General features: G+C 37.7%; 20 protein-coding genes. 6 read left to right on the top strand and 14 right to left on the bottom strand.

Annotation, left to right across the window (positions count from 1 at the left end; all coding sequences use genetic code 11):
* Positions 1-14: 14 nt before the first annotated feature.
* A complete protein-coding gene (locus FB2170_RS10825; protein ID WP_013306599.1) occupies positions 15-1,526 on the bottom strand; it encodes a Gfo/Idh/MocA family oxidoreductase in 1,512 nt (503 codons plus the stop codon).
* Positions 1,527-1,823: 297 nt separating this feature from the next.
* Between FB2170_RS10825 and FB2170_RS10820 the strand changes: the two genes are divergently transcribed.
* On the top strand, positions 1,824-2,894 hold the full coding sequence (locus FB2170_RS10820; RefSeq protein WP_013306598.1) for an anhydro-N-acetylmuramic acid kinase: 1,071 nt from the start codon (positions 1,824-1,826) through the stop codon (positions 2,892-2,894).
* Positions 2,895-2,901: 7 nt separating this feature from the next.
* On the opposite strand, the gene FB2170_RS10815 is transcribed toward FB2170_RS10820, so the two are convergent.
* A complete protein-coding gene (locus FB2170_RS10815) occupies positions 2,902-3,570 on the bottom strand; it encodes a PolC-type DNA polymerase III (protein WP_013306597.1) in 669 nt (222 codons plus the stop codon).
* On the bottom strand, positions 3,571-5,481 hold the full coding sequence (locus FB2170_RS10810; protein ID WP_013306596.1) for a DUF294 nucleotidyltransferase-like domain-containing protein: 1,911 nt from the start codon (positions 5,479-5,481) through the stop codon (positions 3,571-3,573).
* A 201-nt stretch (positions 5,482-5,682) separates the two neighbouring features.
* Here FB2170_RS10810 and FB2170_RS10805 point away from each other — a divergent pair, with 201 nt between their 5' ends.
* The 3 genes from FB2170_RS10805 to acs are packed head-to-tail and all read left to right on the top strand — an operon-like array spanning position 5,683 to position 9,646.
* Positions 5,683-5,943, top strand: a complete 261-nt coding sequence (locus FB2170_RS10805; RefSeq protein ID WP_013306595.1) for a DUF4212 domain-containing protein — start codon at positions 5,683-5,685, stop codon at positions 5,941-5,943.
* A gap of 23 nt (positions 5,944-5,966) precedes the next feature.
* Positions 5,967-7,679: a sodium:solute symporter family protein gene (locus FB2170_RS10800; RefSeq protein ID WP_013306594.1), complete on the top strand. Its 1,713-nt coding sequence runs from the start codon at positions 5,967-5,969 to the stop codon at positions 7,677-7,679.
* 59 nt (positions 7,680-7,738) lie between these two features.
* Positions 7,739-9,646, top strand: a complete 1,908-nt coding sequence (gene acs / locus FB2170_RS10795) for an acetate--CoA ligase (RefSeq protein WP_013306593.1) — start codon at positions 7,739-7,741, stop codon at positions 9,644-9,646.
* A 54-nt stretch (positions 9,647-9,700) separates the two neighbouring features.
* Here the strand turns inward: acs and FB2170_RS10790 are convergent, their stop codons facing one another.
* From FB2170_RS10790 to FB2170_RS10775, 4 genes are all read right to left on the bottom strand, one after another.
* On the bottom strand, positions 9,701-10,942 hold the full coding sequence (locus tag FB2170_RS10790; RefSeq protein ID WP_013306592.1) for a multidrug effflux MFS transporter: 1,242 nt from the start codon (positions 10,940-10,942) through the stop codon (positions 9,701-9,703).
* Positions 10,943-11,060: 118 nt separating this feature from the next.
* Positions 11,061-12,602, bottom strand: coding sequence for an acyl-CoA carboxylase subunit beta (locus FB2170_RS10785; RefSeq protein WP_013306591.1), 1,542 nt, complete (start codon positions 12,600-12,602; stop codon positions 11,061-11,063).
* 3 nt (positions 12,603-12,605) lie between these two features.
* Positions 12,606-14,048, bottom strand: coding sequence for an acetyl-CoA carboxylase biotin carboxylase subunit (gene accC, locus FB2170_RS10780; protein WP_013306590.1), 1,443 nt, complete (start codon positions 14,046-14,048; stop codon positions 12,606-12,608).
* A 7-nt stretch (positions 14,049-14,055) separates the two neighbouring features.
* Entirely contained in the window at positions 14,056-14,541 is a 486-nt protein-coding gene (locus tag FB2170_RS10775; RefSeq protein ID WP_013306589.1) for an acetyl-CoA carboxylase biotin carboxyl carrier protein subunit, read from the bottom strand.
* A gap of 365 nt (positions 14,542-14,906) precedes the next feature.
* Between FB2170_RS10775 and meaB the strand changes: the two genes are divergently transcribed.
* Both meaB and FB2170_RS10765 read left to right on the top strand, forming a co-directional pair.
* Complete coding sequence (meaB, locus tag FB2170_RS10770) at positions 14,907-15,911, top strand: methylmalonyl Co-A mutase-associated GTPase MeaB (RefSeq protein WP_013306587.1); 1,005 nt, start codon at positions 14,907-14,909, stop codon at positions 15,909-15,911.
* Between the two features lie 13 nt (positions 15,912-15,924).
* Positions 15,925-17,019, top strand: coding sequence for a glycoside hydrolase family 76 protein (locus FB2170_RS10765; RefSeq protein WP_041632806.1), 1,095 nt, complete (start codon positions 15,925-15,927; stop codon positions 17,017-17,019).
* A gap of 69 nt (positions 17,020-17,088) precedes the next feature.
* On the opposite strand, the gene scpA is transcribed toward FB2170_RS10765, so the two are convergent.
* The 7 genes from scpA to FB2170_RS10730 form a co-directional block, all read right to left on the bottom strand.
* Positions 17,089-19,221, bottom strand: coding sequence for a methylmalonyl-CoA mutase (gene scpA, locus FB2170_RS10760; RefSeq protein WP_013306585.1), 2,133 nt, complete (start codon positions 19,219-19,221; stop codon positions 17,089-17,091).
* Entirely contained in the window at positions 19,218-21,035 is a 1,818-nt protein-coding gene (locus tag FB2170_RS10755; RefSeq protein WP_013306584.1) for a methylmalonyl-CoA mutase family protein, read from the bottom strand. The genes scpA and FB2170_RS10755 overlap by 4 nt, the downstream gene beginning before the upstream one ends.
* A 58-nt stretch (positions 21,036-21,093) precedes the next feature.
* On the bottom strand, positions 21,094-22,383 hold the full coding sequence (locus tag FB2170_RS10750) for an acetyl-CoA hydrolase/transferase family protein (protein ID WP_013306583.1): 1,290 nt from the start codon (positions 22,381-22,383) through the stop codon (positions 21,094-21,096).
* A gap of 37 nt (positions 22,384-22,420) precedes the next feature.
* Complete coding sequence (locus tag FB2170_RS10745; protein WP_013306582.1) at positions 22,421-23,740, bottom strand: sodium ion-translocating decarboxylase subunit beta; 1,320 nt, start codon at positions 23,738-23,740, stop codon at positions 22,421-22,423.
* Positions 23,741-23,808: 68 nt separating this feature from the next.
* Positions 23,809-24,228: an acetyl-CoA carboxylase biotin carboxyl carrier protein subunit gene (locus FB2170_RS10740; RefSeq protein WP_013306581.1), complete on the bottom strand. Its 420-nt coding sequence runs from the start codon at positions 24,226-24,228 to the stop codon at positions 23,809-23,811.
* A gap of 45 nt (positions 24,229-24,273) precedes the next feature.
* On the bottom strand, positions 24,274-24,642 hold the full coding sequence (locus FB2170_RS10735) for an OadG family protein (RefSeq protein WP_013306580.1): 369 nt from the start codon (positions 24,640-24,642) through the stop codon (positions 24,274-24,276).
* The gene (locus FB2170_RS10730) at positions 24,639-26,198 is read right to left on the bottom strand and encodes an acyl-CoA carboxylase subunit beta (protein WP_013306579.1); all 1,560 of its coding nucleotides are present in this window, start codon (positions 26,196-26,198) and stop codon (positions 24,639-24,641) included. The genes FB2170_RS10735 and FB2170_RS10730 overlap by 4 nt, the downstream gene beginning before the upstream one ends.
* Positions 26,199-26,240: the final 42 nt, after the last annotated feature.

Genomic DNA, 26,240 nt, shown 5'->3' with positions numbered 1-26,240 from the left:
TTAATATTATAGATTTACATTGGCATATCTGGTAAAGACCAACCTTCTCTATACGTGTGGTTGATCAATTCCTGTGAATATTCAACGGCGTTCATAGGATCTGTCCAATCCTTATTGAATGTTGGGTGACCATCATGAATTTTAAATCCGTCTCTAATAACAGTTTTAATTTCCTCATTGGCACCAATGTTGGTGAATTCCATTTTTTCACCATCCCACTCAAGAATTTTATTCAAGGCCTGTAACCTAACTGCAAGTACTCCCATTACTACCATTTCATTGAATGGTCCTGCTTCCGCAAAGTCAGACGTACATGGTTTTCTATTATCCGGGTTTTCTTTACAAGCACGTACCCAATCCATCTCATGGGCTCCTCCACTCCATGGTAGACCTATTTCTTTTTCAACTCTACGTTCTGTTTGTGGAGCAGTTATTTTCTTACCAGACATTAATTCTGGTTCAACGCCATAACAACCAACATGAAGCACATCTTTTGTTCCGTAGAAGAAAGTACCTCCACCCGCTTTGTTAGGATTTTTTCCTGCTGGCCAATTATCTGGCAATTCTGGCTTAATACCACCATCATACCAATGAACATCGACCTCTTTTAATCTTATTTTTCCTTTTCTTCCTCTTTCTGGGAACGTAAGTTTGGCAGCTTGTGAAACTGGAGCTGAATCATTCAACAACAATGATGAACTTGCTTGAACTTTAGTAGGGTAACCTAATTTAAGCCCTTCGAAAACTGGATGTAGAATATGGCAAGCCATATCACCTAAGGCACCTGTTCCGTAATCCCACCATCCTCTCCAATTCCATGGATGATAAACCTCATTAAAAGGTTTCATTTTTGCAGGTCCTGTAAACAAGTCCCAATTTAAAGTATCTGGAACCCAATCACCTCTTTCAGGAGTGTTCAATCCTTGTGGCCATATAGGACGGTCTGTGAATGACTCTACCTTGGTCACGTCACCAATTGCACCACTCCACAAAATTTCACATGTTTTGGCAACACCTTCTCCAGAAGCTCCTTGGTTCCCCATTTGGGTTGCGACTTTATGCTTCTTCGCCAATTTTGTCAATAACCTTGATTCGTATACTGAATGCGTTAATGGCTTTTGTAGATATACATGTTTTCCCATGGTCATTGCATGAGCAGATACAATAGCGTGGGAATGATCTGCTGTCGCTACCACTATACCATCTATTTCATCTCCCATTTCATCAAACATCTTGCGCCAATCCCAGTATTTTTTTGCGTTAGGGTATCTCTCAAATGCGCCTTTTGCATATTTCCAATCTACATCACAAAGTCCAACAATATTCTGTGATTCCAAGTTTTTTAAGTTGGCAAGTCCCATACCACCAACACCTATACCGGCTATATTTAATTTATCGCTCGGAGCAACGTGTCCTAAACCACTAACGGCATATGAAGGAACTATTGTAAACGCTGCTGAAGCGGCTAAAGTTCTGCCCACAAAATCTCGGCGGGTCAAAGTGTTCTCCTTTTTAGTCTTACTCATATTGTACTACTTTTTAATTCGGTTAATAAACAGTAAATCAGTTAGGTTAATAATTAAAATTTCAATAATTGATATTATTGGGTTATTAATCTTGAAATAACAGTTTTTAAAAATACACAATTTTACTCATAATAAATAGCCAATACCGCGCTTTATTAAGGGAAAAAATAGGATAAACCAAATTTCAAACGTTGTAGTAAACAAAGCATTCATTTAAAAAAAATGAATCCCAATTTATAGGATTGGAAATGAATCTGTCTATCTTTCAGGTTTGATAAGAATCTTAAGAAAATGAGCATGTATAAAGTCATAGGTTTAATGTCTGGAACATCTTTGGATGGGCTTGATATCGCCTACTGCAGTATTTCAGAATCACAGGGTCAATGGAATTATGAAATAGCCCAGACAAGAAGTGTAAACTACTCGCCTGAAATGAAAGAAAAATTGAAAAATTCAATCTTTCTTCCCGCAGATGAATTGCTTATTTTCAATAATAGTTATGGCTCTTGGCTAGGTAAACAAGTAAAAGAGTTTATAAACGAAAATGAACTGGAAGTTGATTTTATTGCCAGTCACGGGCATACTACTCACCACCAACCTGAAGACGGGCTAACATACCAAATAGGTTCTGGTCAGCATTTAGCCAATGAAATTGGAATTAAGGTTATTTGCGATTTTAGAACAAACGATGTTGCCCTTGGCGGGCAAGGGGCGCCTTTAGTTCCTATTGGGGATCGTTTGTTTTTTGGTAACTATGATTTTTGTCTAAACCTAGGTGGAATCAGCAATATTTCTTTTGAAAAAAATGGAAAACGAATTGCTTATGACATAGGTCTGGCAAATATAATTCTAAACCACATCACGCAAAAAGTCAATATTCAATTTGATGAAGGTGGAAAAATGGCAAATTCTGGAAATATCAATAAGGCCATGCTCAAACGGTTAAACTCTTTGGCGTACTTTGACCTTCCCTTTCCAAAATCAACGGGATATGAATGGTTTACCCAAGAAGTTGTTCCAATTGTTGATTCTACCGAGGATACCATAGAAAACCTACTACATACGTCAATACATCATTTGTGTGAACAGATTGCAATTCAAGTAAAGGCCAATGCCAACAAAAATAAATCGACCCTCTTGGTCACAGGAGGTGGTGCACTTAACAATTTTCTAGTTTTAACTTTACGAGGTAAATTAGGAAGCAAAGTTCAAGTTGAGGTGCCTTCAGTAAAGATAATTGAGAATAAAGAAGCTTTGATTTTTGCACTGATGGGGGTTTTAAGAGTAGAACAAAAAATCAACGTTCTGAAATCTGTAACTGGAGCCAGGAATGATTCATCCAGTGGGGTAATTTTTCTTCCAAATTAATGGCTGACTAAAGTAAACCCCTCCTATCAGAGTTGAAAAAGAGGTCATTCAGTTTTACATCTTGCTTGCCTTTTAGATTTGATAGTATTTTTAATAAAATCATACCTGTTAGAAAAGCATCACCCGAAGAGGTGTGCCGATCATGGTTCCTAAACTTGAAAATACCACTTAAATAATCAAGTGAATAAATCTTGTTTTTATCCTCACATAAAGTCGTTTTCTTAAATAATACTCCCGTATCCAACACCTTGTTCTTTAGTTTCGGCAAGCCCATTCTCCTAAGTCCTGCATTGATCATTGCGATGTCAAATGCCGCATGATGTGCAACCAAAATTCCATTTTCAATGTATTTTAGAAACGAAATTATGGCCTCCTCTTCGGTGTGTTTCTCAATACTGCCTTCTTTTAAAATTCCATGTATTTCGACCGATTCAGCCTTAAATATTTTTTGCTTCAAATAAATTTCAAGAGAATCACCAATATCCAATTTTCCACTAAACACAGAAATCGCCCCAATAGATAGAATACGGTCATTAACAATATCTAAACCAGTGGTTTCAGTATCAAAAACTATAAATCGAACTTCATCTAAGTTTTGGGACAGAGTGTTCTTGAAAAGAGCTTTATAACTCTTCCAAAAATCAGGTTGATTTTTATTGAAAATATTGTTGAACATTTACATCATCTGTGAAAGGTTAAAACGTACTTTTATCAACTCTTGAATATCTTTTATTGGACCAAAACAACCTTTCAATTTTAACCTATCGGATTTACTTAAGGATTTCAAATCTATAAATCTTCCTGAATCTCCAAGATTCAAACCTTGTATTGTCCTGAATCGAAGTAAAATTTTAAACGCATCTATACAAGCATTGAATAGTTCTTTATTCTGAGGTTCAAGCTCTGCAAGCTTTTGAAAGCGAAGTATTGTGTTATTATAATCTTTAATGTTCTTGGAAAGTACCAATAATCTTGCCGCATCTACCAATGGCATGAGTGCTCGCGCTTTAATATCGAACATATCTTTATGCTCCCCATCATGCTCTACCAAAAACTGTCTGAAAAAACTCAATGGTGGCGGATTCTTTAATGCATTCAAAGCAAGAAAATTCAAGAATATCTCATATTGGTCAATAGATTCAAAAATACTATCAGACATGGCGTCAACTAATCTATCATCCCCATAAACACTATCATAGTCAAAGAATATTGTCGATAACATGATCTTATCCTCATCTGGCATGGTAATCCAATTATTGAATTGTTTTTTCCATTCACTGAGCGATAAACACCATTTTGGGTTGTTCGCCATCATTTCAGCCGGACATAGTTCAAAACCGATAATATTGAGTTTAGTGGTGACCATTGATGCCAATTTCAAAAAGTAGGATTTAGTATCATCAAATAATTCCTCAGATACATCGGCAAAAACCAGGGCATTGTCTTGATCTGTAAGAAGCAATTGCTCCCTTCTTCCTTGACTGCCCAATGATAGCCATGAAAAAGTGGTAGGTGCCGTATTCTCCATTTCCGCTAAGGAAAGTTCAATAGCCTTTTGACAGATGGCCTCATTAATGGTAGAAATAATCTTTGAAACCAAGAAAACGGGAATATGTTGGTCAAGGTAACGTTTCATTAACCCCTGAGACTTCTGGCAAATATCTTTGAGCTTTTCTGCATCATTTGCCCTTTTAATCTCTTTTATGAGGAATGATGGGTTATTACTATGAGATACAACAATATCATGTTCGGACAATACTCCAACAAGTTCCGAGTTCATGGTTCCGTCTTTAGTAATACAGAGATGTGTTATTTTGTTTTTTAACATAGTGATCTGAGCCTCGGCAATTGAGGTGTTCTCAGGAATAGTAATTACAGGTGAACTCATAATGGTTACAACACTTTCTGAAATTCCAAATCTTCCGGTCGCAATCTTTGTTCTAAGATCCTTATCTGTAATTATTCCCAAAGGTTTGCCTTCTCGAATGATAACAATTGAGCCCACCCTATTCTCAGTCATAGTACTGGCGGACATTTCGATTGTCGTATTTTCAATGCATGAAACTGGGGCCCTTTTGAACTGCACATTCTGCACATGAGATATACTTTCCACATTTTGCTTGAATTCACCGTCCTGCGAATAAAGTCTATGGTTTTCATTATCGCTATAAGGGTTCAAAGTATTCGTTGCAAAAGTTGCCATTAGAAACTTGTTGGCATCTCCATTGGTGGCAATGAGTTCCTCTAATAATTCTGATGAAATACTATAAATTATACTCTCTTCAATGGCCTTTGCACTTAACCTATACTCGCTTTTACTAATTAACGCCCTTAATCCAAAAATGTCGCCTTCATCACATTCATCGACTAACACATTGTCTTCTCTATAAAGCCCAATTGCACCATCCTTCACGACATAAAAGGAGTCGTGTAATAATCCATTTTTTTCAAAAACAAAAGTGTCCTTTTCATGATAGCCAATCCTAACATTACTACAAATTGTCATTAATTGATTCGTTCTCAAAGAACTGAAAGGAGGTAAATCCTTTAGAAAATCATAAATACGCTCTGCAATAGTATTCTTCATATGTTAAATATACTTCATGAAATCAACTCAAAACCTGAGAGTTATCATAATTGACTTGAAATGACTTTAAAGATAATTTTGTTTACGCGCTTTTTTCAGGAACAATCCAAATTAAAAATCATATTAAATAATGGTTTCAATTACCTATATTAGTGCACATAACAAAACATTTGTTATGCAATTCACTTAAAAATAAAACCTATGTCTGATACTCAAAAGAAGGCCGATGCCTATTGGAAGGAAAATGTACGTTATTTGTTTATTCTTTTGGCTATATGGTTTGTAGTTTCCTATGGGGCAGGTATTATTTTCAAAGATGCTTTGAATTCAGTTCAAATTGGTGGGTTCAAATTGGGTTTCTGGTTCGCTCAGCAAGGTTCAATTTATGTATTTGTGATTTTAATATTCGTATATGTTAGATTGATGAACAAATTAGATAAAAAATACGGCTACAACGAATAGCGGCCAACCAAAACAAGATATTTATGAGTGTTCAAACTTGGACGTATATTTTAGTCGGAATTACATTTGCTATTTACATTGGAATTGCCATTTGGTCAAGAGCTTCATCTACCAAAGATTTTTATGTAGCTGGTGGGGGTGTTTCTCCATTGGCGAATGGAATGGCCACTGCTGCTGATTGGATGTCGGCAGCTTCATTTATATCCATGGCTGGAATAATTTCCTTTGCCGGCTATGACGGATCTGTTTATTTAATGGGTTGGACAGGCGGTTATGTTCTGTTGGCTCTATTGTTGGCTCCGTACCTGAGAAAATTCGGTAAATTCACTGTACCTGATTTTATTGGCGATAGGTACTACTCCAAAACTGCAAGAATTGTTGCTGTTATCTGTGCATTGATTGTATCATTTACCTATGTTGCCGGTCAGATGCGTGGTGTAGGAGTTGTCTTTTCAAGATTTTTGGAAGTCGACATAAATACCGGCGTAATCATAGGAATGGTCATAGTTTTGTTTTATGCAGTGTTGGGTGGCATGAAGGGTATAACCTATACTCAGGTGGCCCAATATTGTGTTTTGATATTTGCTTTTATGGTACCTGCTATTTTCATCTCCATACAAATGACGGGTAATCCCATACCACAATTGGGAATGGGTTCAACTTTGACTGATGGATCTGGCGCTTATTTACTTGACAAATTAAATGGTTTATCTACAGAATTGGGTTTTACCGAATATACGGATGGATCAAAAAAATTGATTGATATCTTTGCCATTACTTTAGCTCTTATGGTAGGTACGGCTGGTCTGCCACATGTTATTGTAAGGTTCTTCACTGTTAAAAGGGTAAAAGATGCAAGAAAGTCGGCTGGTATTGCTCTTTTATTAATAGCCATTTTATACACTACGGCTCCTGCCGTTGCCGTATTTGCTAAAACCAATCTTATAACAACCGTAAGCAACAAACCTTATGCGAATATGCCAGAATGGTTTAAAAATTGGGAAGATACGGGACTTCTTACTTTTACTGACAAAAACAAAGATGGTAATATTCAATATCTAGCAGATAAAAGCAAGAACGAGTTAGTGGTTGATAACGACATAATGGTTCTTGCGAATCCTGAGATTGCAAATCTACCAGCATGGGTAATTGCATTAGTGGCTGCCGGTGGACTTGCTGCTGCACTTTCAACAGCTGCAGGGCTGTTACTTGTTATTTCAGCATCCGTTTCACATGATTTGATAAAGAAAGTATTCAAACCTGAAATTTCCGAAAAAGGAGAGCTTTGGGCAGCCAGAATTTCTGCTACTATTGCTGTGGTAATTGCTGGATACTTCGGAATCAATCCGCCAGGATTCGTAGCCGCAGTAGTTGCTTTGGCTTTTGGGTTGGCGGCAGCTTCTTTTTTCCCTGCCATACTTTTGGGGATTTTCTATAAAAAAATGAATAAGGAAGGAGCGGTTTCAGGTATGATTGTGGGAATCACTTTAATGCTTTTTTATATGCTGAAATTTAAATTTGGAATATTTGATGGAGGCAAAGAAGCAGTTGACGGTCTTAAGGAGTCATGGTGGTTTGGTATTTCTCCTGAAGGATTTGGCACCATAGCAATGATTGTTAATTTCATTGTTGCCATTGTGGTAAATAAGTTTACACCTGTGCCACCTTTGAATGTTCAGGAAATTGTTGAAGATATTAGAATTCCAAGTGGCGTTGGTGAGGCAACACCACATTGAGTTTATTTTAGAAGATATCTTTAGGGCAAGATTATAATTATATAGCAAATAAGAATAAAATGAGTAATTACCACATTAAACATTTAGAAGAATACTATCAGGTATATAGAAAATCAGTCAGAAACCCTGAGGGGTTTTGGGAAGAAATTGCCGAAGAGCATTTTGTTTGGCGAAAAAAATGGGACAAAGTATTGGAATGGGACTTTACCAAACCTGAGGTAAAATGGTTTCAAGGAGCAAAATTGAACATTACCGAAAATTGTATTGATCGGCATTTACCCACCCGTAGAAACAAAACAGCCATTCTTTTTGAGCCCAATGACACAAAAGAAGAAGCACAACATATTACCTATGGGCAATTGCATGAACAGGTTTGTAAAATGTCAAATGTCCTTAAAGACAATGGTGTTAAAAAAGGTGACCGCGTGTGCATTTACCTGCCAATGATTCCGGAATTGACCTACGCAGTATTGGCCTGTGCTAGAATTGGTGCAATACATTCAGTGGTATTTGCGGGCTTTTCATCAAACGCATTATCCACTCGTATCAATGACTCTGACTGTAAAATGGTAATTACTTCTGATGGGTCTTATCGAGGCAGTAAATCTATTGACTTGAAAGGAATTGTGGATAAAGCTCTAGATGATTGCCCAGGAGTTAATACCGTTTTAGTCGCAAAGCGCATCGACAGCGAAATCGAAATGAAAGATGGTCGTGATAAATGGTTAGCTCCTTTAATGGAAGAAGCTTATTCCGATTGTAATGCCGAAATTATGGATGCAGAAGACCCTCTTTTCATACTCTACACATCTGGATCAACCGGAAAACCCAAGGGTATGGTACACACTTGCGGCGGTTATATGGTCTATACAGCCTATACTTTTAAGAATATATTCCAATACAGAGAAGAAGATGTTTATTGGTGTACTGCGGATATTGGGTGGATTACGGGACATTCATATATTGTATATGGACCGTTGGCGAATGGTGCTACATCAGTAATGTTCGAAGGGGTTCCCTCCTATCCAGATTATGGCCGTTTCTGGGAAGTAGTTGAAAAACATAAAGTAAATCAGTTTTATACGGCTCCAACTGCGATAAGGGCGTTGGCAAAAGAAAATCTGGAATTTGTTGAAAAATATGATCTATCTTCTCTAAAGGTACTAGGCTCTGTAGGTGAACCAATCAATGAGGAAGCTTGGCACTGGTACAATAATAATGTGGGGAAAAAGCACAGCCCTATCGTGGATACTTGGTGGCAAACTGAAACTGGTGGAATGATGATAACACCCATTCCGTATGTAACCCCAACAACCCCAACTTTCGCCACACTTCCATTTATTGGTATTCAGCCTGCTTTAATGGATGAAAACGGGCAAGAAATTATAGGCAATCAGGTAGATGGCCGTCTTTGCATCAAATTTCCATGGCCATCTATTGCCAGAACAATTTGGGGCAATCACGAACGTTATAGGGATACCTATTTTTCTGCCTATGACAATAAATATTTCACTGGTGATGGCGCGCATAGAGATGCTGTTGGCTATTACAGGATAACTGGTAGAGTTGATGATGTAATCATTGTTTCAGGGCATAATCTAGGAACTGCACCTATTGAAGATTCTATCAACGAACACCCAGCAGTAGCTGAGTCTGCAATTGTTGGATTCCCTCATGATGTTAAAGGAAATGCACTTTATGGTTATGTGATTCTAAAGGAAACTGGTGAAGGCCGAGATAAAGACAATGTTCGAAAGGAAATAAATCAACAGATAACTGAGCATATTGGTCCAATAGCCAAGTTGGATAAAATTCAATTTGTTCCAGGGTTGCCCAAAACCAGAAGTGGTAAAATCATGCGACGAATATTACGTAAGATTGCAAGTAAAGACACTTCCAATCTAGGAGATACAAGTACATTACTGAATCCTGAAGTAGTGAAGGACATAATGGAAAATGCCCTATGATCTAAAATAGTTTTTCAACTAATTAAAAACCGAAGAAACCGTTTTTTAGCATTGCTAAGAAGCGGTTTTGTTCGTTTGTGAGGTTTTTAGTTGTAACTCTTTTGCAGGTTTTCTTCGCATTATCAAGAAAATCCCGATTGAAAGAAGCCCACAAATCGCAAGCCCCATGAACATTGGTAAAACAGTATCTTGTACAAAACTCCCCACAAATGATGCTATTGGTATAGATAATAGGGTTGAAATAAAACCTGTAATGGCGGCACCAATTCCTGCGATATGGCCAATTGGCTCCATGGCAATAGATCGTAAATTCCCCCAAATAAATCCTAAACAGAAGAACTGTACAGATAAAAATCCTATCAACACGATTAAGTTTGGATTTTCAGAATTCCAAAAGAGAAGTACATAGAGAACGGCTATAAAACTAAAGAACATAAGAGCAGTGAACGCCAACTTTCGCATCCCGAATTTCAGTACCAAAGTACCATTCAAAAATGTTGCCAAGCCAATAGAAATTGCAAGGCCAGCGAATATATAAGGAAACTCATCGGCCAAACCATATTGATCTTCAAAAACATGCTGAGAAGCACTTAGATACACTAAAAACGAACCTGTAATAAAGCCAGATACAATAGTAAATGCAATAGACTCCTTGTATTTTAAAAGCTCCTTTAAACCATCAACAAAAACATGACTTGAAAACGGTATTTTATATTCAGGATGCAATGTTTCTGGTTGTCTTTTCCAAAACCAAACACCAATAATAAATGCAAACAATAGTTGAACATAGAATATTGCCTCCCATCCAAAGGTATCCATTATGCCTTTTCCAATTGCTGGTGCCACTACTGGAACTAAGATGAAGAATGCCGTCACAAAGGACATAACCTTCGCCATATAGTCACCTTTATACGTATCCCTGATTATAGAAATTGATATTGTTCGAGGAGCTGATAGGCCTATCCCTTGCAAAATTCTTCCAATAACCATTATCTCAAGTGATGGCGCCAAAACACAAATAATACTTGCTATAGTAAATACAACAAAACCCGCATATACAATAGGTTTTCTACCGTAACAATCAGACAATGGCCCAAAGAACAACTGCCCTACTCCCAATCCAAGAAAAATCATTGTAATCAACAACTGATTATCTGTAGGATCTAAGCTATTTATAGAAATCCCAATGTTCGCTATTGCAGGCAACAAGGCATCAATTGCCAAAGCTACGATGGACATTAATGCCGCCATTAGCGCCAAAAACTCAAAATTGGGTTTTACATTTTCATTTTGCATTCGGCAAATGTAGTTATAACCACATTACTAATTGAGTACTAAAAAGTCAATTTTAGAATAAAAAAGACCCCAAAACAAAAAAATAGTATTGGGGTCCCAGTTGAGTTAGCTAATTAAGCTATAATGGAATATTACCATGTTTACGATTTGGACGATTTACATCCTTACCCTCAAGCATACTGAAAGATTTGATCAATTTACGCCTCGTATTTTCAGGCCTTATTACCTCATCAATAAATCCTCGACGTGCCGCCCTGTATGGGTGGGCAAACTTTTCAGCATACTCTGCTTCTTTCTCAGACAGCTTAGCTACTGGATCCTTGGCTTCCATAATCTCTCTTCTAAAGATTATCTCACTAGCTCCTTTGGCACCCATCACGGCTATTTCAGCTGAAGGCCAAGCATAATTGAAATCAGCTCCAATATGTTTTGAGTTCATTACATCATAAGCCCCACCATAAGCCTTACGGGTAATTACGGTAATTCGAGGAACAGTTGCTTCACTCAAAGCATATAATAATTTTGCACCATGAACAATTATTCCATTCCATTCTTGATCAGTACCAGGTAAGAAACCGGGAACATCTACCAAGACCAAAAGAGGAATATTAAAGGCATCACAGAATCGAGTAAAACGTGCTGCTTTTATTGAGCTCTTAACTCCAAGTACACCTGCTAGGAACATTGGCTGATTGGCAATAATACCAACACTCCTACCTCCCAGTCTCGCAAAACCTACAATAATGTTCTCAGCATAATCCTTGTGAATCTCAAAGAAAGAATCCTCATCTATCAAACCTTTGATCACATCATGCATATCATAAGGTTTATTGGGATTGTCAGGAATTAATCCTTTGAGCTCATTTCTTATCTCATCTTTAAACTCAAAAGGCAATTTCTTCGTAACCTCCTTATTGCTTTGAGGAAGATAGCTAAGAAGTTTCTTAAGATCTTCCATGCATTCTATATCATTGGCGGAAGTACAGTGAGCAACACCAGATTTTGATGCATGTGTATTCGCTCCACCAAGTTCTTCAGCTGTCACCTCTTCATTGGTGACCGTCTTAACCACATTAGGACCTGTTACGAACATATAACTCGACTGTTCGACCATTAAGGTAAAATCGGTCATAGCAGGTGAGTAAACCGCACCACCAGCACAAGGCCCCATAATGGCTGACAACTGTGGTATTACACCAGAACATTGCACGTTTCTAAAAAAGATATCGGCATACCCTCCCAAAGAACGAACACCTTCTTGAATACGAGCACCACCGGAATCATTCAATCCAATTATTGGTGCTCCCACTTTAGCGGCAAGATCCATGACCTTGCAAATCTTCTCAGCATGAGTCTCGGACAGAGCACCTCCAAAAACCGTAAAATCCTGAGCATATACATAGACTAAACGTCCATTTATTGTGCCATAACCTGTCACCACACCATCACCAAAATACTGGTGTTCCTCCATGCCAAAATCAGTAGACCGGTGTGTAACCAACACACCCATCTCTTCAAAAGAACCTTCATCCAACAAGTAACCAATACGTTCCCTTGCTGTTAGTTTTTGTTTGGAATGTTGCTTATCTATTCGTCTTTTGCCCCCACCTATATGGGCCAAAGCTACTCTTTCCTCTAACTTTTTTAATTTTGAATCCATAGTCTATAGTATTGGTGTTCTTAAGATTTTTTGATCTTCTTGATATCTTTTCAATGCTATGATTGCCGCAATTCTAGCTTCTTCGTTTGTTTTTGCCTTTAACACTTCGGGAGAATAATAATTCTTTACGAAATGAGTGTCAAAATTCCCAGTTCTAAAGGCTTCATGTTCAAAAACGAACTTACCGAAAGGCAAAGTCGTTTGTACACCTTCTATATGATAATCCTCTATTGCTTTAAGCATCATTTGAATAGCCTCATCCCGATCCTTTCCATAAGTGATCAGCTTCGACAACATTGGATCATAGTAGATGGGAACGTCCATACCTTCCTCAAATCCATTATCAACCCTTACGCCATTACCTACTGGCAGTTTGTAAGTTTCCAAAGTACCAACACTCGGTAAGAAATCATTCAAAGGATCTTCAGCATATACCCTTAACTCCAAGGCATGGCCGTTTATCTTCAAATCTTCTTGTTTGATCTTTAATTCTTCACCTCTTGCAACTTGAATTTGAAGTTCAACCAAATCCACACCCGAAATCAATTCACTTACTGGATGTTCAACCTGCAATCTTGTATTCATTTCTAAGAAATAGAATTTGTGGTCTGCATCCAATAAAAATTCAACGGTACCGGCTCCAAGATAATCACATGATTTAGCAACGTTAATGGCTGCTTGCCCCATTTCTTCTCTTAATTCAGGGGTTAAAACAGCAGAAGGTGCTTCTTCTACCACTTTTTGGTGACGACGTTGTACACTACATTCCCGCTCGAAAAAATGTAATACATTTCCATGACTATCCGCCATAACCTGAATCTCAACATGGCGAGGAGAGGTTACATATTTTTCAACAAAAACGGAACCATCACCAAAAGCAGAAGTTGCTTCACTGATGGCGCGTTTCATTTGTTCTTCAACATCTTTTTCCTGTTCAACAACACGCATTCCTTTTCCACCACCACCTGCGGCGGCTTTTATCAGAATTGGGAATCCAATTTGCTTGGCTATTTCCACAGCTTCTTTTGGGTCTGTAACAGCTCTATCTACACCAGGAACCATTGGAATTTCATAATCTTTAACAGCATCTTTAGCTGCTAATTTGTCTCCCATCATTTTAATGGCCTTAGAACGTGGCCCAATAAAAATGATATCATTTTTTTCTGCTTCTTCGGCAAAATCGGCATTTTCACTTAAGAATCCGTAACCAGGGTGAATACCATCAACTCTTAAGCCTTTTGCTACCTCAATGATCTTTGAACCTAAAAGATAGGATTGGTTTGATGGAGCTTCACCTATACATACAGCTTCATCTGCGAATTTTACGTGAGGTGCGTTCCTATCTGCCGTAGAATATACCGCAACTGTCTTAATCCCCATTTTTTGGGCAGTTTTCATAACTCGTATGGCAATCTCACCCCTATTGGCTATCAATATTTTTTTCATTGGTATATTATTCAAATTCTATCAATAATTGTTTTTTCTCAACAGCATCTCCCTTATTTACCGCTATTGATTTAATTATGCCATCACGTGGAGAAAAGATTACATTCTCCATTTTCATGGCCTCCAATATCAATAATGGATCCTCTTCTTTTACTGCTTGGCCAACCCTCACATTGATTTCCAAAATAAGTCCAGGCATTGGAGCATGAATTGAACCAATACTCTTTGATGATCCCAAGGAAAATCCCATTTCCTTTATTAGTAGATCTAATCCATCTGATATATCAACATCGTAAGAACTGTTGTTGACTTTTACAGTGTATTTTTTTTGATTAAAGTTAGAGCCGACGACTTCGGCTAAGAATGGTTTATTGTCTTGTAAGATATGATATGATGTTGCTGAAGTTGGCAACGCATCAATACCTACAATGTCCTCATTGGTAATGTTTAACGCAATGTTATCGTTAACTGTTACCTTAAACTGTTTGTCCATATATGGTGCATTTTTGAATTATTCAATATAGTTATGCAATGCTAATACTCACCTTATATATACTTATTGCCACATTTATTACATTTGGTAAAACCATTGCTTACCAAAAACAATCCCTTCCCATAAAACCTAACAAGGTTAATTATAAAAAAAACCAATAAACATGAAATTTATCATATTTCACCCAGAGTTTATTAGCTATTTCAGTACAGAAATACACCTCTAAAAGCTCGACCGCAATACATCACATTTTTGATATTGGCGCCCATTAAACTACAACATATTTATGCTGATTTTTGTATTATGACTACCTTTGTTTATGAGATTCCCGTTTACAGAATCTTTCATATTATTATGAATACTGAATGAAGAGCTACAAACCTAAGAACAGATTAACAGCCAAAGAATACATAGATGGAATTCTCAATGAAGACAGAGTTATTCTGTCAAGAGGAATTACCATTGTTGAAAGCAATTTAGAGAGTGATAAAATACTCGCCAAAGAAATCATTCAAGCGATACTACCATATTCTGGGAATTCAATTAGAATAGGTATTACAGGGGTGCCAGGAGTTGGTAAAAGTACTTTCATAGAATCGTTTGGGAAGCATCTTATCTCGAAAGGACATAAAGTAGGTATATTATCTATAGATCCGAGTAGTCAGCGCTCTAAGGGGAGCATTCTCGGAGATAAGACACGAATGGAGGAATTGGCAAACTTAGAGAATGCATATATACGACCATCAGCTACGGGAGATACTTTGGGCGGAGTAGCAAATAAGACCGGGGAAACCATGTTACTGTGTGAGGCTGCTGGATACGATGTTATTTTGATTGAAACAGTTGGTGTAGGACAATCTGAAACAGCGGTTCATGGCATGACCGATTTTTTCCTTTTACTAATGCTTTCCGGAGCTGGGGATGAACTACAGGGAATAAAAAAAGGAATAATGGAAATGGCAGATATGGTGGTTATTAACAAAGCCGATGGTGACAATATCAAGAAAAGTGAAATAGCAAGACGACAATACCAAAATGCCTTACATATATTTCCGCTCTCTGAGTCTGGTTGGAGCCCCATTGTAAGTACAGCTTCGGCCATCAAGAATATTGGTATAGACACGGTCTGGAACGAGATTGAAAAATACAAACAATTGGTTGATGAAAATGGGTATTTTGAAACCAATAGGAACAAGCAACAAATTCAATGGATGTATAATAATATCAATGAAGAGTTGAAGCAACTTTTCTACGGGTCCAAGAACATAACCAATCAATTGGCAACACTAGAGAGTGATATAGTATCTTCAAAAATATCTCCGGTAAAAGCCGCTCAGCTAATTATTGAAGAGTTCAAAAAATCCATATGAAAACCCTTCAGAGATGCTAAAATCAACTTTACTGTTTTTCTTAATTATTGGATTAAACTTTCAAATTTCAGCTCAAAACCAAATTGCAAAACGATCAGAAAAATTAACTGTTAAATTAGAGAATTGGTATAATCTTGAAACTGGCCTTTGGGATACAACTTCCTGGTGGAATGCGGCTAATATTTTAACGACTTTAATAAACAATGCGAGATTAAAAGAAGATGCGAGCTACAAAGAAATGGTGGCCTATATTTTTGAAAAAACCAAAGAATTTGAAGTAGAAGCTTCCAACGATAAGGCTGCCTGGGTATGTAAAAATTACATCAATGATTATTATGATGATGAGGGGTGGTGGGCACTTGCATGGCTAGATGCTTGGGAATATACTGGGGACCAGCGATACTTGGACATGGCCAATATTATTTTTGAGGATATCACCACCGGGTGGTCTCAAGATGGAGGAATTTATTGGAAAAAAGGCACGGAACTTAGAGGTTCAATAAGTAGTGGGTTAACCCTGACTCTGGCCACTAGGTTACATTTGACAGGAACAAAGGATGTAAACGGCAAGACTGCTTTAAATTGGGCAACAACAATTTGGGAATGGATGTTACGTTCCAACTTATTGGATTCAAACGGAAATATTTTGGACGGTATTCGCAAAATAAATGGACATGATACAATTTCCGAAAATGTATGGACATATAATCAGGGAGTTGTCTTGACTGGTCTTGTAAACCTTCACAAAATCACAGGTGAGGAATTCTATCTAAAAAGTGCTGAAAACATAGCTGAGGCAACATTAAATCATATGACTAATAAGAATCTGATTTTGGTTGAATCTCTATGTGAGCCTGATAATTGTAATGGAGATGCCAAACAGTTCAAAGGTGTTTTCATGAGGCATTTGATGTATCTAAATCAATATCACCCTAAAAAAGAGTACGAATTCTTCATTCGAAAGAATGTTGAGTCTATTTGGGTACTCAGCATGAAGCTTGGCTCTATTTCTCCAGGAGTTATATGGGATAGACCTTCAGATTCGAACGCAGCCACAGTGTCTTCGGCTCTTGATGCTTTTAATGCAGGTATTTCGTTAAAGAAATAAATTGAAAAGTTAAAAAAGGTTGTATGAAATAAATATCACACAACCTTTTTAAGGACACTTTTTTCAATTCTAAGCTTGTTCTAAATACTTTTCCATAATGGTAATGGCAGATTCAGAAATAACTGTACCAGGGCCAAAAATGGCTGCTACCTTTCTTTCCAACAGATAGTTATAATCCTGTTCTGGAATAACACCACCGGCAAAAACCATAATATCTGGTCTTCCCAGTTTTTCCAATTCACCTATTAATTGAGGAATCAAGGTTTTGTGCCCAGCAGCTAAACTTGAAGCACCTACAAAGTGTACATCATTTTCAATCGCTTGTTTGGCAACTTCCTCCGGTGTCTGGAAAAGGGATCCCATATCAACATCAAAGCCAAGGTCGGCAAAACTGGAAGCAACTACTTTAGCCCCCCTATCATGACCATCTTGACCCATTTTGGCAATCATCACCCTTGGTCGGCGACCTTCAACCTCAGCAAATTTATCTGCCAATTTTTGTGCTTTGGCAAATGTACTATCATTATCAACTTCTTTACTATACACTCCGCTTATCAATTTAGTATCCGCTTTATGTCGTCCAAAATGAACTTCCAATGCATCTGATATTTCACCCAAAGTAGCAAAATTTTCAGCAGCATCAACCGCTAAAGCCAATAAATTACCTTCACCTGTTTCGGCACATTTAGAAAGTAATGCCAGTTTTTGTTCTACATCCGATTGGTCTCTATTTTCACGCAATTTATTCAATCGTTCAATTTGAGAATCTCGAACTACTGTATTATCAACTTCAAGAATCTCGATGTTGGATTTTTCGTCAGTTTTAAACTTGTTGACTCCAACTAAAATATCCTGACCTGAATCTAATCTGGCCTGTTTGCGAGCAGAAGCTTCCTCAATTCTCATTTTAGGAACTCCAGTTTCAATAGCTTTAGCCATACCACCAAGCTCCTCAACTTCTTCGATTAGAGCCCAAGCCTTTTTAGCAATCTCTTGAGTTAAGTACTCCACATAATATGATCCAGCCCAAGGATCAACCGCTTTTGTAATCTGTGTTTCATCCTGAATATAAATCTGAGTATTACGGGCAATCCTAGCGGAGAAATCTGTAGGTAAGGCTATTGCCTCATCCAATGCATTGGTATGTAACGATTGAGTACCTCCTAATGCAGCAGCCATCGCTTCAACACAAGTACGTGCCACATTATTAAAAGGATCTTGCTCACTTAAACTCCACCCAGATGTTTGACTATGTGTACGCAAAGCCATGGATTTTGGGTTCTTAGGATTGAATTGCTTAATGATTTTCGCCCAAAGCATACGCGCAGCGCGCATTTTCGCAATTTCCATAAAATGGTTCATCCCTACCGCCCAGAAAAACGAAAGCCTAGGAGCAAATTCATCAATCTTCAAACCAGATTTTAAACCGGTTCTAATGTACTCCATACCATCGGCAAGGGTATAGGCCAATTCAATATCAGCTGTTGCGCCGGCTTCTTGCATATGGTAACCACTAATCGAGATAGAGTTGAATTTTGGCATGTTCTGCGTCGTATAATCAAAAATATCTCCAATAATCTTCATTGAAGGTGCTGGTGGATAGATGTATGTATTACGCACCATAAATTCTTTAAGAATATCATTTTGAATAGTACCACTCAGTTTATCCAATGAAACACCTTGTTTTTTGGCGGCTGCAATATAAAATGCCATGATGGGCAAAACGGCCCCATTCATGGTCATTGAGACCGACATTTTATCTAAAGGAATCTGATCAAACAAGATTTCCATATCCAAAATAGAATCAATGGCAACCCCAGCTTTACCCACATCTCCTGTTACCCTTGGGTGATCGGAGTCATATCCCCTATGCGTAGCCAAATCAAAAGCAACAGAAAGTCCTTTTTGACCTGCGGCCAAGTTTCTTCTATAAAATGCATTTGATTCCTCGGCAGTTGAAAAACCTGCATACTGGCGAATGGTCCATGGACGCATGGCATACATCGCGCTATATGGCCCTCTTAAAAAAGGAGGCACGCCTGCAGCAAAATTTAAATGCTCTGCATCTTTAATATCTTCCTTGGTAAAATGCTTTTTTACCGGAATACCCTCAGGTGTGTTCCAAACTTCTTCATTCCCTGAAGTAACCGCTTTTTTCGAAGCAGTTTTATTTAACGTTAAATCTGAAAAATCGGGTCTCATACTTCTAAGGGTTTAATTGTTTTCTGAATCTTATTTTGAACGGCAGATATTGTAGTAATTACATCTGATCTTAAATTAACAACACCATCAAGACCTGATGCAGTCAATTCTTGCATTAAGTCAATTGGGTTTCCAGCTAATAACAAGACCTTGTCTTTATTAATTGCCCTAAACGACTTTACATATTCCAAAGCCTTCTCAGCATAGTCTTGGTCAGAACTACAGATAACCACCACATTTGAATCTGATTTGGCGCTTTGTTCAGCAGCTTCCTCCGCAGAGGAATAACTCTTTTCTTGTCTTACGTCAAAACCACTTACGCCAATAAAATCATAAGCAAATGCTGCTCTGGCTTTTCTCATGGTCAAATTACCAAAACTTGCTAATTCAACGATTGGCCTAGCACCTGTATTCTCAACCATTTTTTCTGTAACGGAACGTATGGCTTCAATTTCCAATGAAGCTCTTCTTGGTTTTAAAATCTTAGACCCTTCTTCCTGACCTGTTGACAATAGGTTCGCAGAAACAGTCTCCATCAAATTAGGGTATTTGTTCACCCCAACCATTGGAAGTCTACGCTGACTTATCAACTTTATTTTTTGCTGTCTTATTTCCGCTATTTGTTGCTGAATGATTTCACTTTCAAAAGCTTTATAGAAACCACCTTTAGTTTCAATCCCTTTAAAAAGTTCAAGTGCTTTTGTTGCGATTTGCACACCAGCCTCTTCAATATAGTAAGAACCATCAACTGGATTTGCTACTTTTCCAAGATATGACTCCTCTTTTAAAATGGTTGATATATTCCCAGCAATTCTACTTGAAAAATCAGAAGATTCACTAAACTCTTTATCATATGCATCAATCAGAACAGCGTCAACATTACCTAAAATGGCCGACATTGCCTCTGTGGTAGCCCTAAGCAGGTTTGTATGAGGATCTGTAACTGATTTGCTCCAAATAGAAGTTTTCGCCAGCATTGAATGATTTAGGGTTTTTACATCGTATTTGCCGGCAATCTCATTTAACAAACTATTGAATGCCCTAAACTTACCTATCTCAATAAAATACTCAGAGCCTATTGCCAATTTAAAATTGACAGAATCAAATACCTCTTTCCCAGATATTCCTAACTCCTTTAATTCATTTATTACATAAACCAAAGAACTTAGGGTGTACCCCGCTTCTTGTGCCTGATTAGCACCAGAATCTAGATATTCACTTCCCGAAATTGTCAACCCTTTATAATTTGGGTATGGCTTGGAAAGTTTTATTAGTTGGGCAGCATTTGTTAAATCTTTATCTGTCAATGAACCTGAGGTTACATAACCTGAAATTAGGTTGATATCGATATAACCTGCTAGATCTTTTTTAAGAGTTTCTTGATTTTCCACAAAATCGAAAAACGCAGAAGCAAATCCAATTTCATTTGCTTTTAGATTGAATGAAACTGAAACTTTATCAAGTTGTATGTCCGCTAAAAGGGCACTAACCTCAACTTCACTATCAACATTGAAAAGAAGTCCGTTTATACCTTCCTTTATTGCTTTTAATGCCAAAATATTGGCTTTTTCAACATTTTCGACATTGATTTCTCGATAGTTTGCCAATGTCTGGGAGTTTTCACCAGTGTTAACCACACCTTCAATCTTATCCTGAGCATTATAAAAGGGTGGGACCTTAATTTTGTTCAGGTTTTTCCAAACCAGTTTTTTGTCAAAATCAGCACCTTTTAAATCAATGCCCACTTTTTCCAACCATTCCTTCTTATCAACAGGACTGAATTCTGAAAAAAGTGCTTTACCTGAATCGTTCATAATACGTTTTATTAAATGTGATATTCTTATATACTATATTTCTTATATCAATACAAAATTAATGAACCGCTAAACTACTTCCGAACCTTTCGAATATAGATTTATCAAGTTCTTCTCTATGATCAGGATGGGCAATATCCCGTAATGCACGCGCACGATCTTTCAGGTTTCTTCCAAATAATTCTGCTATACCATATTCAGTGGCCACATAACGTGCATGAGCCCTAGTTGTTACCACGCCAGCACCTTGTTTTAACATTGGCACAATTTTAGAAACACCCTTCGCCGTAGTAGAAGTTATTGCTATTATTGGCTTACCTCCATCAGACAAAGCAGCACCTCGCATAAAGTCCATTTGACCTCCTACACCAGAGAACATTCTGGTACCAATAGAATCAGCGCAAACTTGACCTGTAAAATCAATCTCGATAGCCGAGTTGATAGCGGTAACTTTTGGATTTTGGCGAATAACGGCCGTGTCATTTACATAAGCAATATCCTTCATTTCTATTTCTGGATTGTCATCCATAAAATCATAAAGTCTACGAGACCCCATTGCGAAACCAGATACTATTTTATAAGGATTCAATTTCTTTTGCGAGCCATTTACAATATCTTTTTCAACAAGGTCTACAATACCCTCTGAAAACATTTCAGTATGCACACCAAGGTTTTTATGATTGCCCATGAAACTTAATACTGCGTTAGGGATACCACCAATTCCCATTTGCAATGTAGCACCGTCTTCAATGATTTCGGCAATATTTCTTCCAATAAGCACCTCTTCTTCTGATGGCGCCGCTAACTTCATTTCATGAATTTCCTCAACTACGGGAACACAGGCGTCAAAATTGTTTAAGTGGACCAATGCATCACCAAAAGTTCTTGGCATTCTTGGGTTAATTTGAGCAATTACCTTTTTGCCTTGTTCAATTGCCGAGATGACAATATCAACAGATACACCTAAAGAACAAAAACCATGTTTATCGGGAGGGGAAACATTGACTAATACCACATCAATATCCATATAACCCTGTCTGAACAAGCTAGGGATATCACTTAAAAAAATTGGGATATAATCCGCAGTGTCACCTATCCTTTTTCTGATATTCCCTCCTATGAAGAATGCGTTGGTCTTGAAACTATCCCTAACCTCCGGTGAAGTATAACCACACTCACCTTCAGTGTGCAAATGAACTATCTCGACATCTCGTAATTCTGGAGCGCGCTCCACCATTGCTTTTACCAAAGCTTGCGGAGTTGCCGAACCTCCTTGAATTAGCACCCTATTTCCTGATTCTATAAGTTTGACCGCTTCTTGAGCTGTCTTTAAATTTGGAATTTTCATTGATTTATGATTTTATATCCTATAAATGGCTGTTTAACTATGCTAAAAAACTTAATAATATACCTGCTGCTATCGCCGATCCAATAACCCCCGAAACATTGGGAGCCATCGCGTGCATCAACAAATAATTGTTTGGATCTGATTTTAATGCCTCTGCATGAACCACTCGAGCACTATCGGGCACAGCAGAAACACCGGAAGCACCAATAAGAGGATTTATCTTATCATCCCCTTTTAAGAATAGATTCATAAACTTGGCGAATAATAAACCTCCTATTGTCGCAATTACAAATGAGACTGCTCCCAGCCCAAAAATCATCATCGAGTCTTTGGTTATAAAAATATCCGCTTGGGTAGATGCCCCAACTGTTACACCTAAAAGAATGGTAACAATATCAATAAGCTTTGTTCGTGCAGTTTCAGCCAAACGTTCTGTTCTTCCTGATTCCTTAAGTAAATTACCAAAGAACAACATTCCTAATAGTGGTAATGCACTTGGGGATATAAACGTAGTTAATAATAAGGCAACCACAGGGAAAATCATTTTTTCCTTTTGTGATACTGCCCTTGGTGGCTTCATTTTTATTTTCCTGTCTTCTTTGGACACCAATAGTCGCATCAATGGTGGCTGAATCACTGGTACCAGGGCCATATATGAATATGCTGCAATGGCAATTGGCCCAATAAGATTTTTGACCGTTGTACCATCAGGCAATAAATTTATCCCATTCGCAAGTTTTGAAGAAAGGAATATAGCTGTAGGCCCATCGGCACCACCAATAATTCCTATTGCACCTGCTTCAGGCAGTGCAAACCCCAAATAAAGAGCTCCCAGGAAAGTAGCAAAAACACCGATCTGCGCTGCAGCTCCCAATAACATTAATTTGGGATTGGCGATCAAAGAAGAGAAATCAGTCATTGCACCAATGCCTAAGAAAATCAAAGGAGGATAAACTCCTTTTACAACACCAAAATAAAGGTAATTCAATACAGAACCTGTTTCATAAATCCCTGTTTGGTTACCGGCTACAAATGGTATGTTACCAATAATGACTCCTACACCTATAGGTATTAATAGAAGAGGTTCGTAATCAAATTTTATACCTAGATAAATAAAAATAATACCTATCAAAATCATTAAAATATGACCCCAAGTGGCATTGGCAAATCCTGTATAGTTATAAAACTGCTGTATTCCCTGAAAAGCATCAGTATATATACCTTCTTCTTGGCTGTCAACTTGATTTTCAACCAATGTTATACTTTCTTTTTTATCTGTGTCTTTATTAAAACCAAGAACGGGTCGAATAAAAACCAACAGTGATAGAATACCGAATATTAAAAGTAGTTTCTTCATTTTTAATTTTTTGCAGGTTATTGTGCTACTGGTAATGATAAAACAGTAAGACTATAACATGGCCATTTCTATTCCAATTCTATCATTATCTCGTTTTGCAAAACTTGTTGACCAACGCTGACATTCACCGCGGTAACCGTACCTGCTTTTTCAGAAACTATATTGTTTTCCATTTTCATTGCTTCAAGCACAATTAATCTATCCCCAACTGTTATAGTATCCCCTACCTTAACATCCAGTGATAAAATAACACCGGGAATAGGTGCTACTATTTTGGTTTTGGAAGAACTTGGATTAACCTTCAAAGGCTCTGAAGGTCTTTTCGAAGCTGCCCGCACCAAGGTTGGTGTTTTGGTCTTTTTGATTTCTTTCTTCATTTTCACGGAATATGAAGTACCGTTAACTTCAAGATTTATCACATTTCCTTCGTGGGAAAGGATCTTGACATTATAAAAATTGTTCTGTATGTTGAATTCGAAATTTTTCATTGCCCTTGCTTATTGTTTCTTTTGACCTTGTTATTTTTTTAATTGTCAGAGTCTTCGATGATGCGTCGCATAGATTTTTGAACTCCATGGAGAATACATTTTCCTTGCTTGTTTTATCGTCAATATTGCGTTTTCATCATCATGCTGCTCGTTGAGATAAAGGTGGATCGCAGTAGATATTGCTGCTGCTACCTCACCTGTAAAATTCTTATCAGCATTAATTTTTATATCTTTTATTTTCTTATCCCTTCCTTTGGTAATAACCTTGTAGATATATAACATCACCGGAAGTCCAAACTTAAAGAATAAAGAAAGTGTCAATAGTGCACAGAACACAATCAAAAGACCTGATAATAAAATCACATACCCCTCGCCAATTTGGTCGATTTGCATACTTATATTCAATAACATCATAATGGCATATTTGAATGTTTCTTAGGAGGATTCACCTCTTTTTTATTGGACAGTAACTCAAGTGCCCTAATAATTCTAAAACGCGTATTCCTTGGTTCTATAACATCATCGATAAAGCCATACTTTGCAGCTACATAAGGATTGGCAAACTTGGCTGTATATTCGTCTTCTTTCTTCTCAATATATTTGCTTTTCTCCTCGTTATCCTCGATTTTTCTAATATTACTGCCTTCAAGTACCTCAACGGCACCTTTGGCACCCATCACAGCAATTTCAGCGGTTGGCCATGCATAATTTAAATCACCCCTTAATTGTTTACAGCTCATAACATCATGGGCGCCACCGTAAGATTTACGTAAGGTTATGGTAACTTTTGGAACCGTAGCTTCGCCATAAGCAAATAAGAGTTTCGCACCATGTAGAATAATACCGCCATACTCTTGACCTGTTCCCGGTAAGAAACCAGGTACATCTACCAATGTAACAACTGGAATATTAAATGCATCACAGAACCTCACAAAACGAGCAGCTTTTCGGGATGCTTCAATATCAAGGACACCGGCATAATATTTAGGCTGATTTGCAACAATCCCTACTGACCTGCCATTGAATCTAGCAAATCCTACAGCAATATTTCTGGCATAATTCCTGTGCACCTCGGTAAACTCACCGTGGTCAACTATTGTTGAAATAACATCAACTATATCGTAAGGTTGATTCGGGTTTTCAGGAATGATTTCATTTAAAGAGTCTTCGAGCCTATCAATAGGATCATCACATACAATAGCAGGAGGATCTTCTAGATTGTTTGAAGGAAGATAACTCATTAATTTCCTTATCAACATTATATTTTCCTCATCGGTTTCTGCCAAGAAATGGGAAACACCAGACTTGGTTGAGTGTATTTTTGCCCCTCCCAATTGTTCGGCTGTAACAACCTCACCGGTAACACTTTTTACCACCTTAGGTCCTGTTACGAACATATAGCTGGTTTGATCTGTCATTATGGTAAAATCGGTCAATGCTGGTGAATAAACAGCACCACCCGCACAAGGTCCTAAAATGGACGATATTTGCGGAATTACACCTGAAGCCATTATGTTTCTCTGGAAAATCTCAGCATAACCTGCCAATGATCTTACCCCTTCTTGAATACGGGCACCACCACTATCATTAAGGCCTATTACAGGAACACCAACTTTCATGGCCATATCCATGATCTTACAGATTTTTAGTGCGTAGGTCTCGGATAAAGACCCTCCGAAAACCGTAAAATCTTGGGAGAATACATATACAATTCTACCATCTATAGTTCCATGCCCCGTTATCACACCATCAGATAAAAACCTTTGTTTGTCTAATCCGAATGATTTTGTTCTATGTGTAACGAACATATCAAACTCCTCAAAACTATCCTCATCCAGTAAAAGATCTATCCTCTCTCGTGCGGTTAATTTACCTTTCGCATGTTGCGAATCTATCCGCTTTTCACCACCACCTAATCTTGCCTTGGCCCTTTTCTCAATGAGTTCATTGATTTTTTCTTGATTTGCCATTATTCCCTTGGATTAACTAATTCTTGTTTATGTTGTTTTAAG

Origin of the sequence: Maribacter sp. HTCC2170, from assembly GCF_000153165.2 — a bacterium.
Lineage (GTDB): Bacteria > Bacteroidota > Bacteroidia > Flavobacteriales > Flavobacteriaceae > Maribacter_A.
Note: the sequence above shows the minus strand (reverse complement) of the source record. Positions and strands in the feature narration are given on the sequence as shown.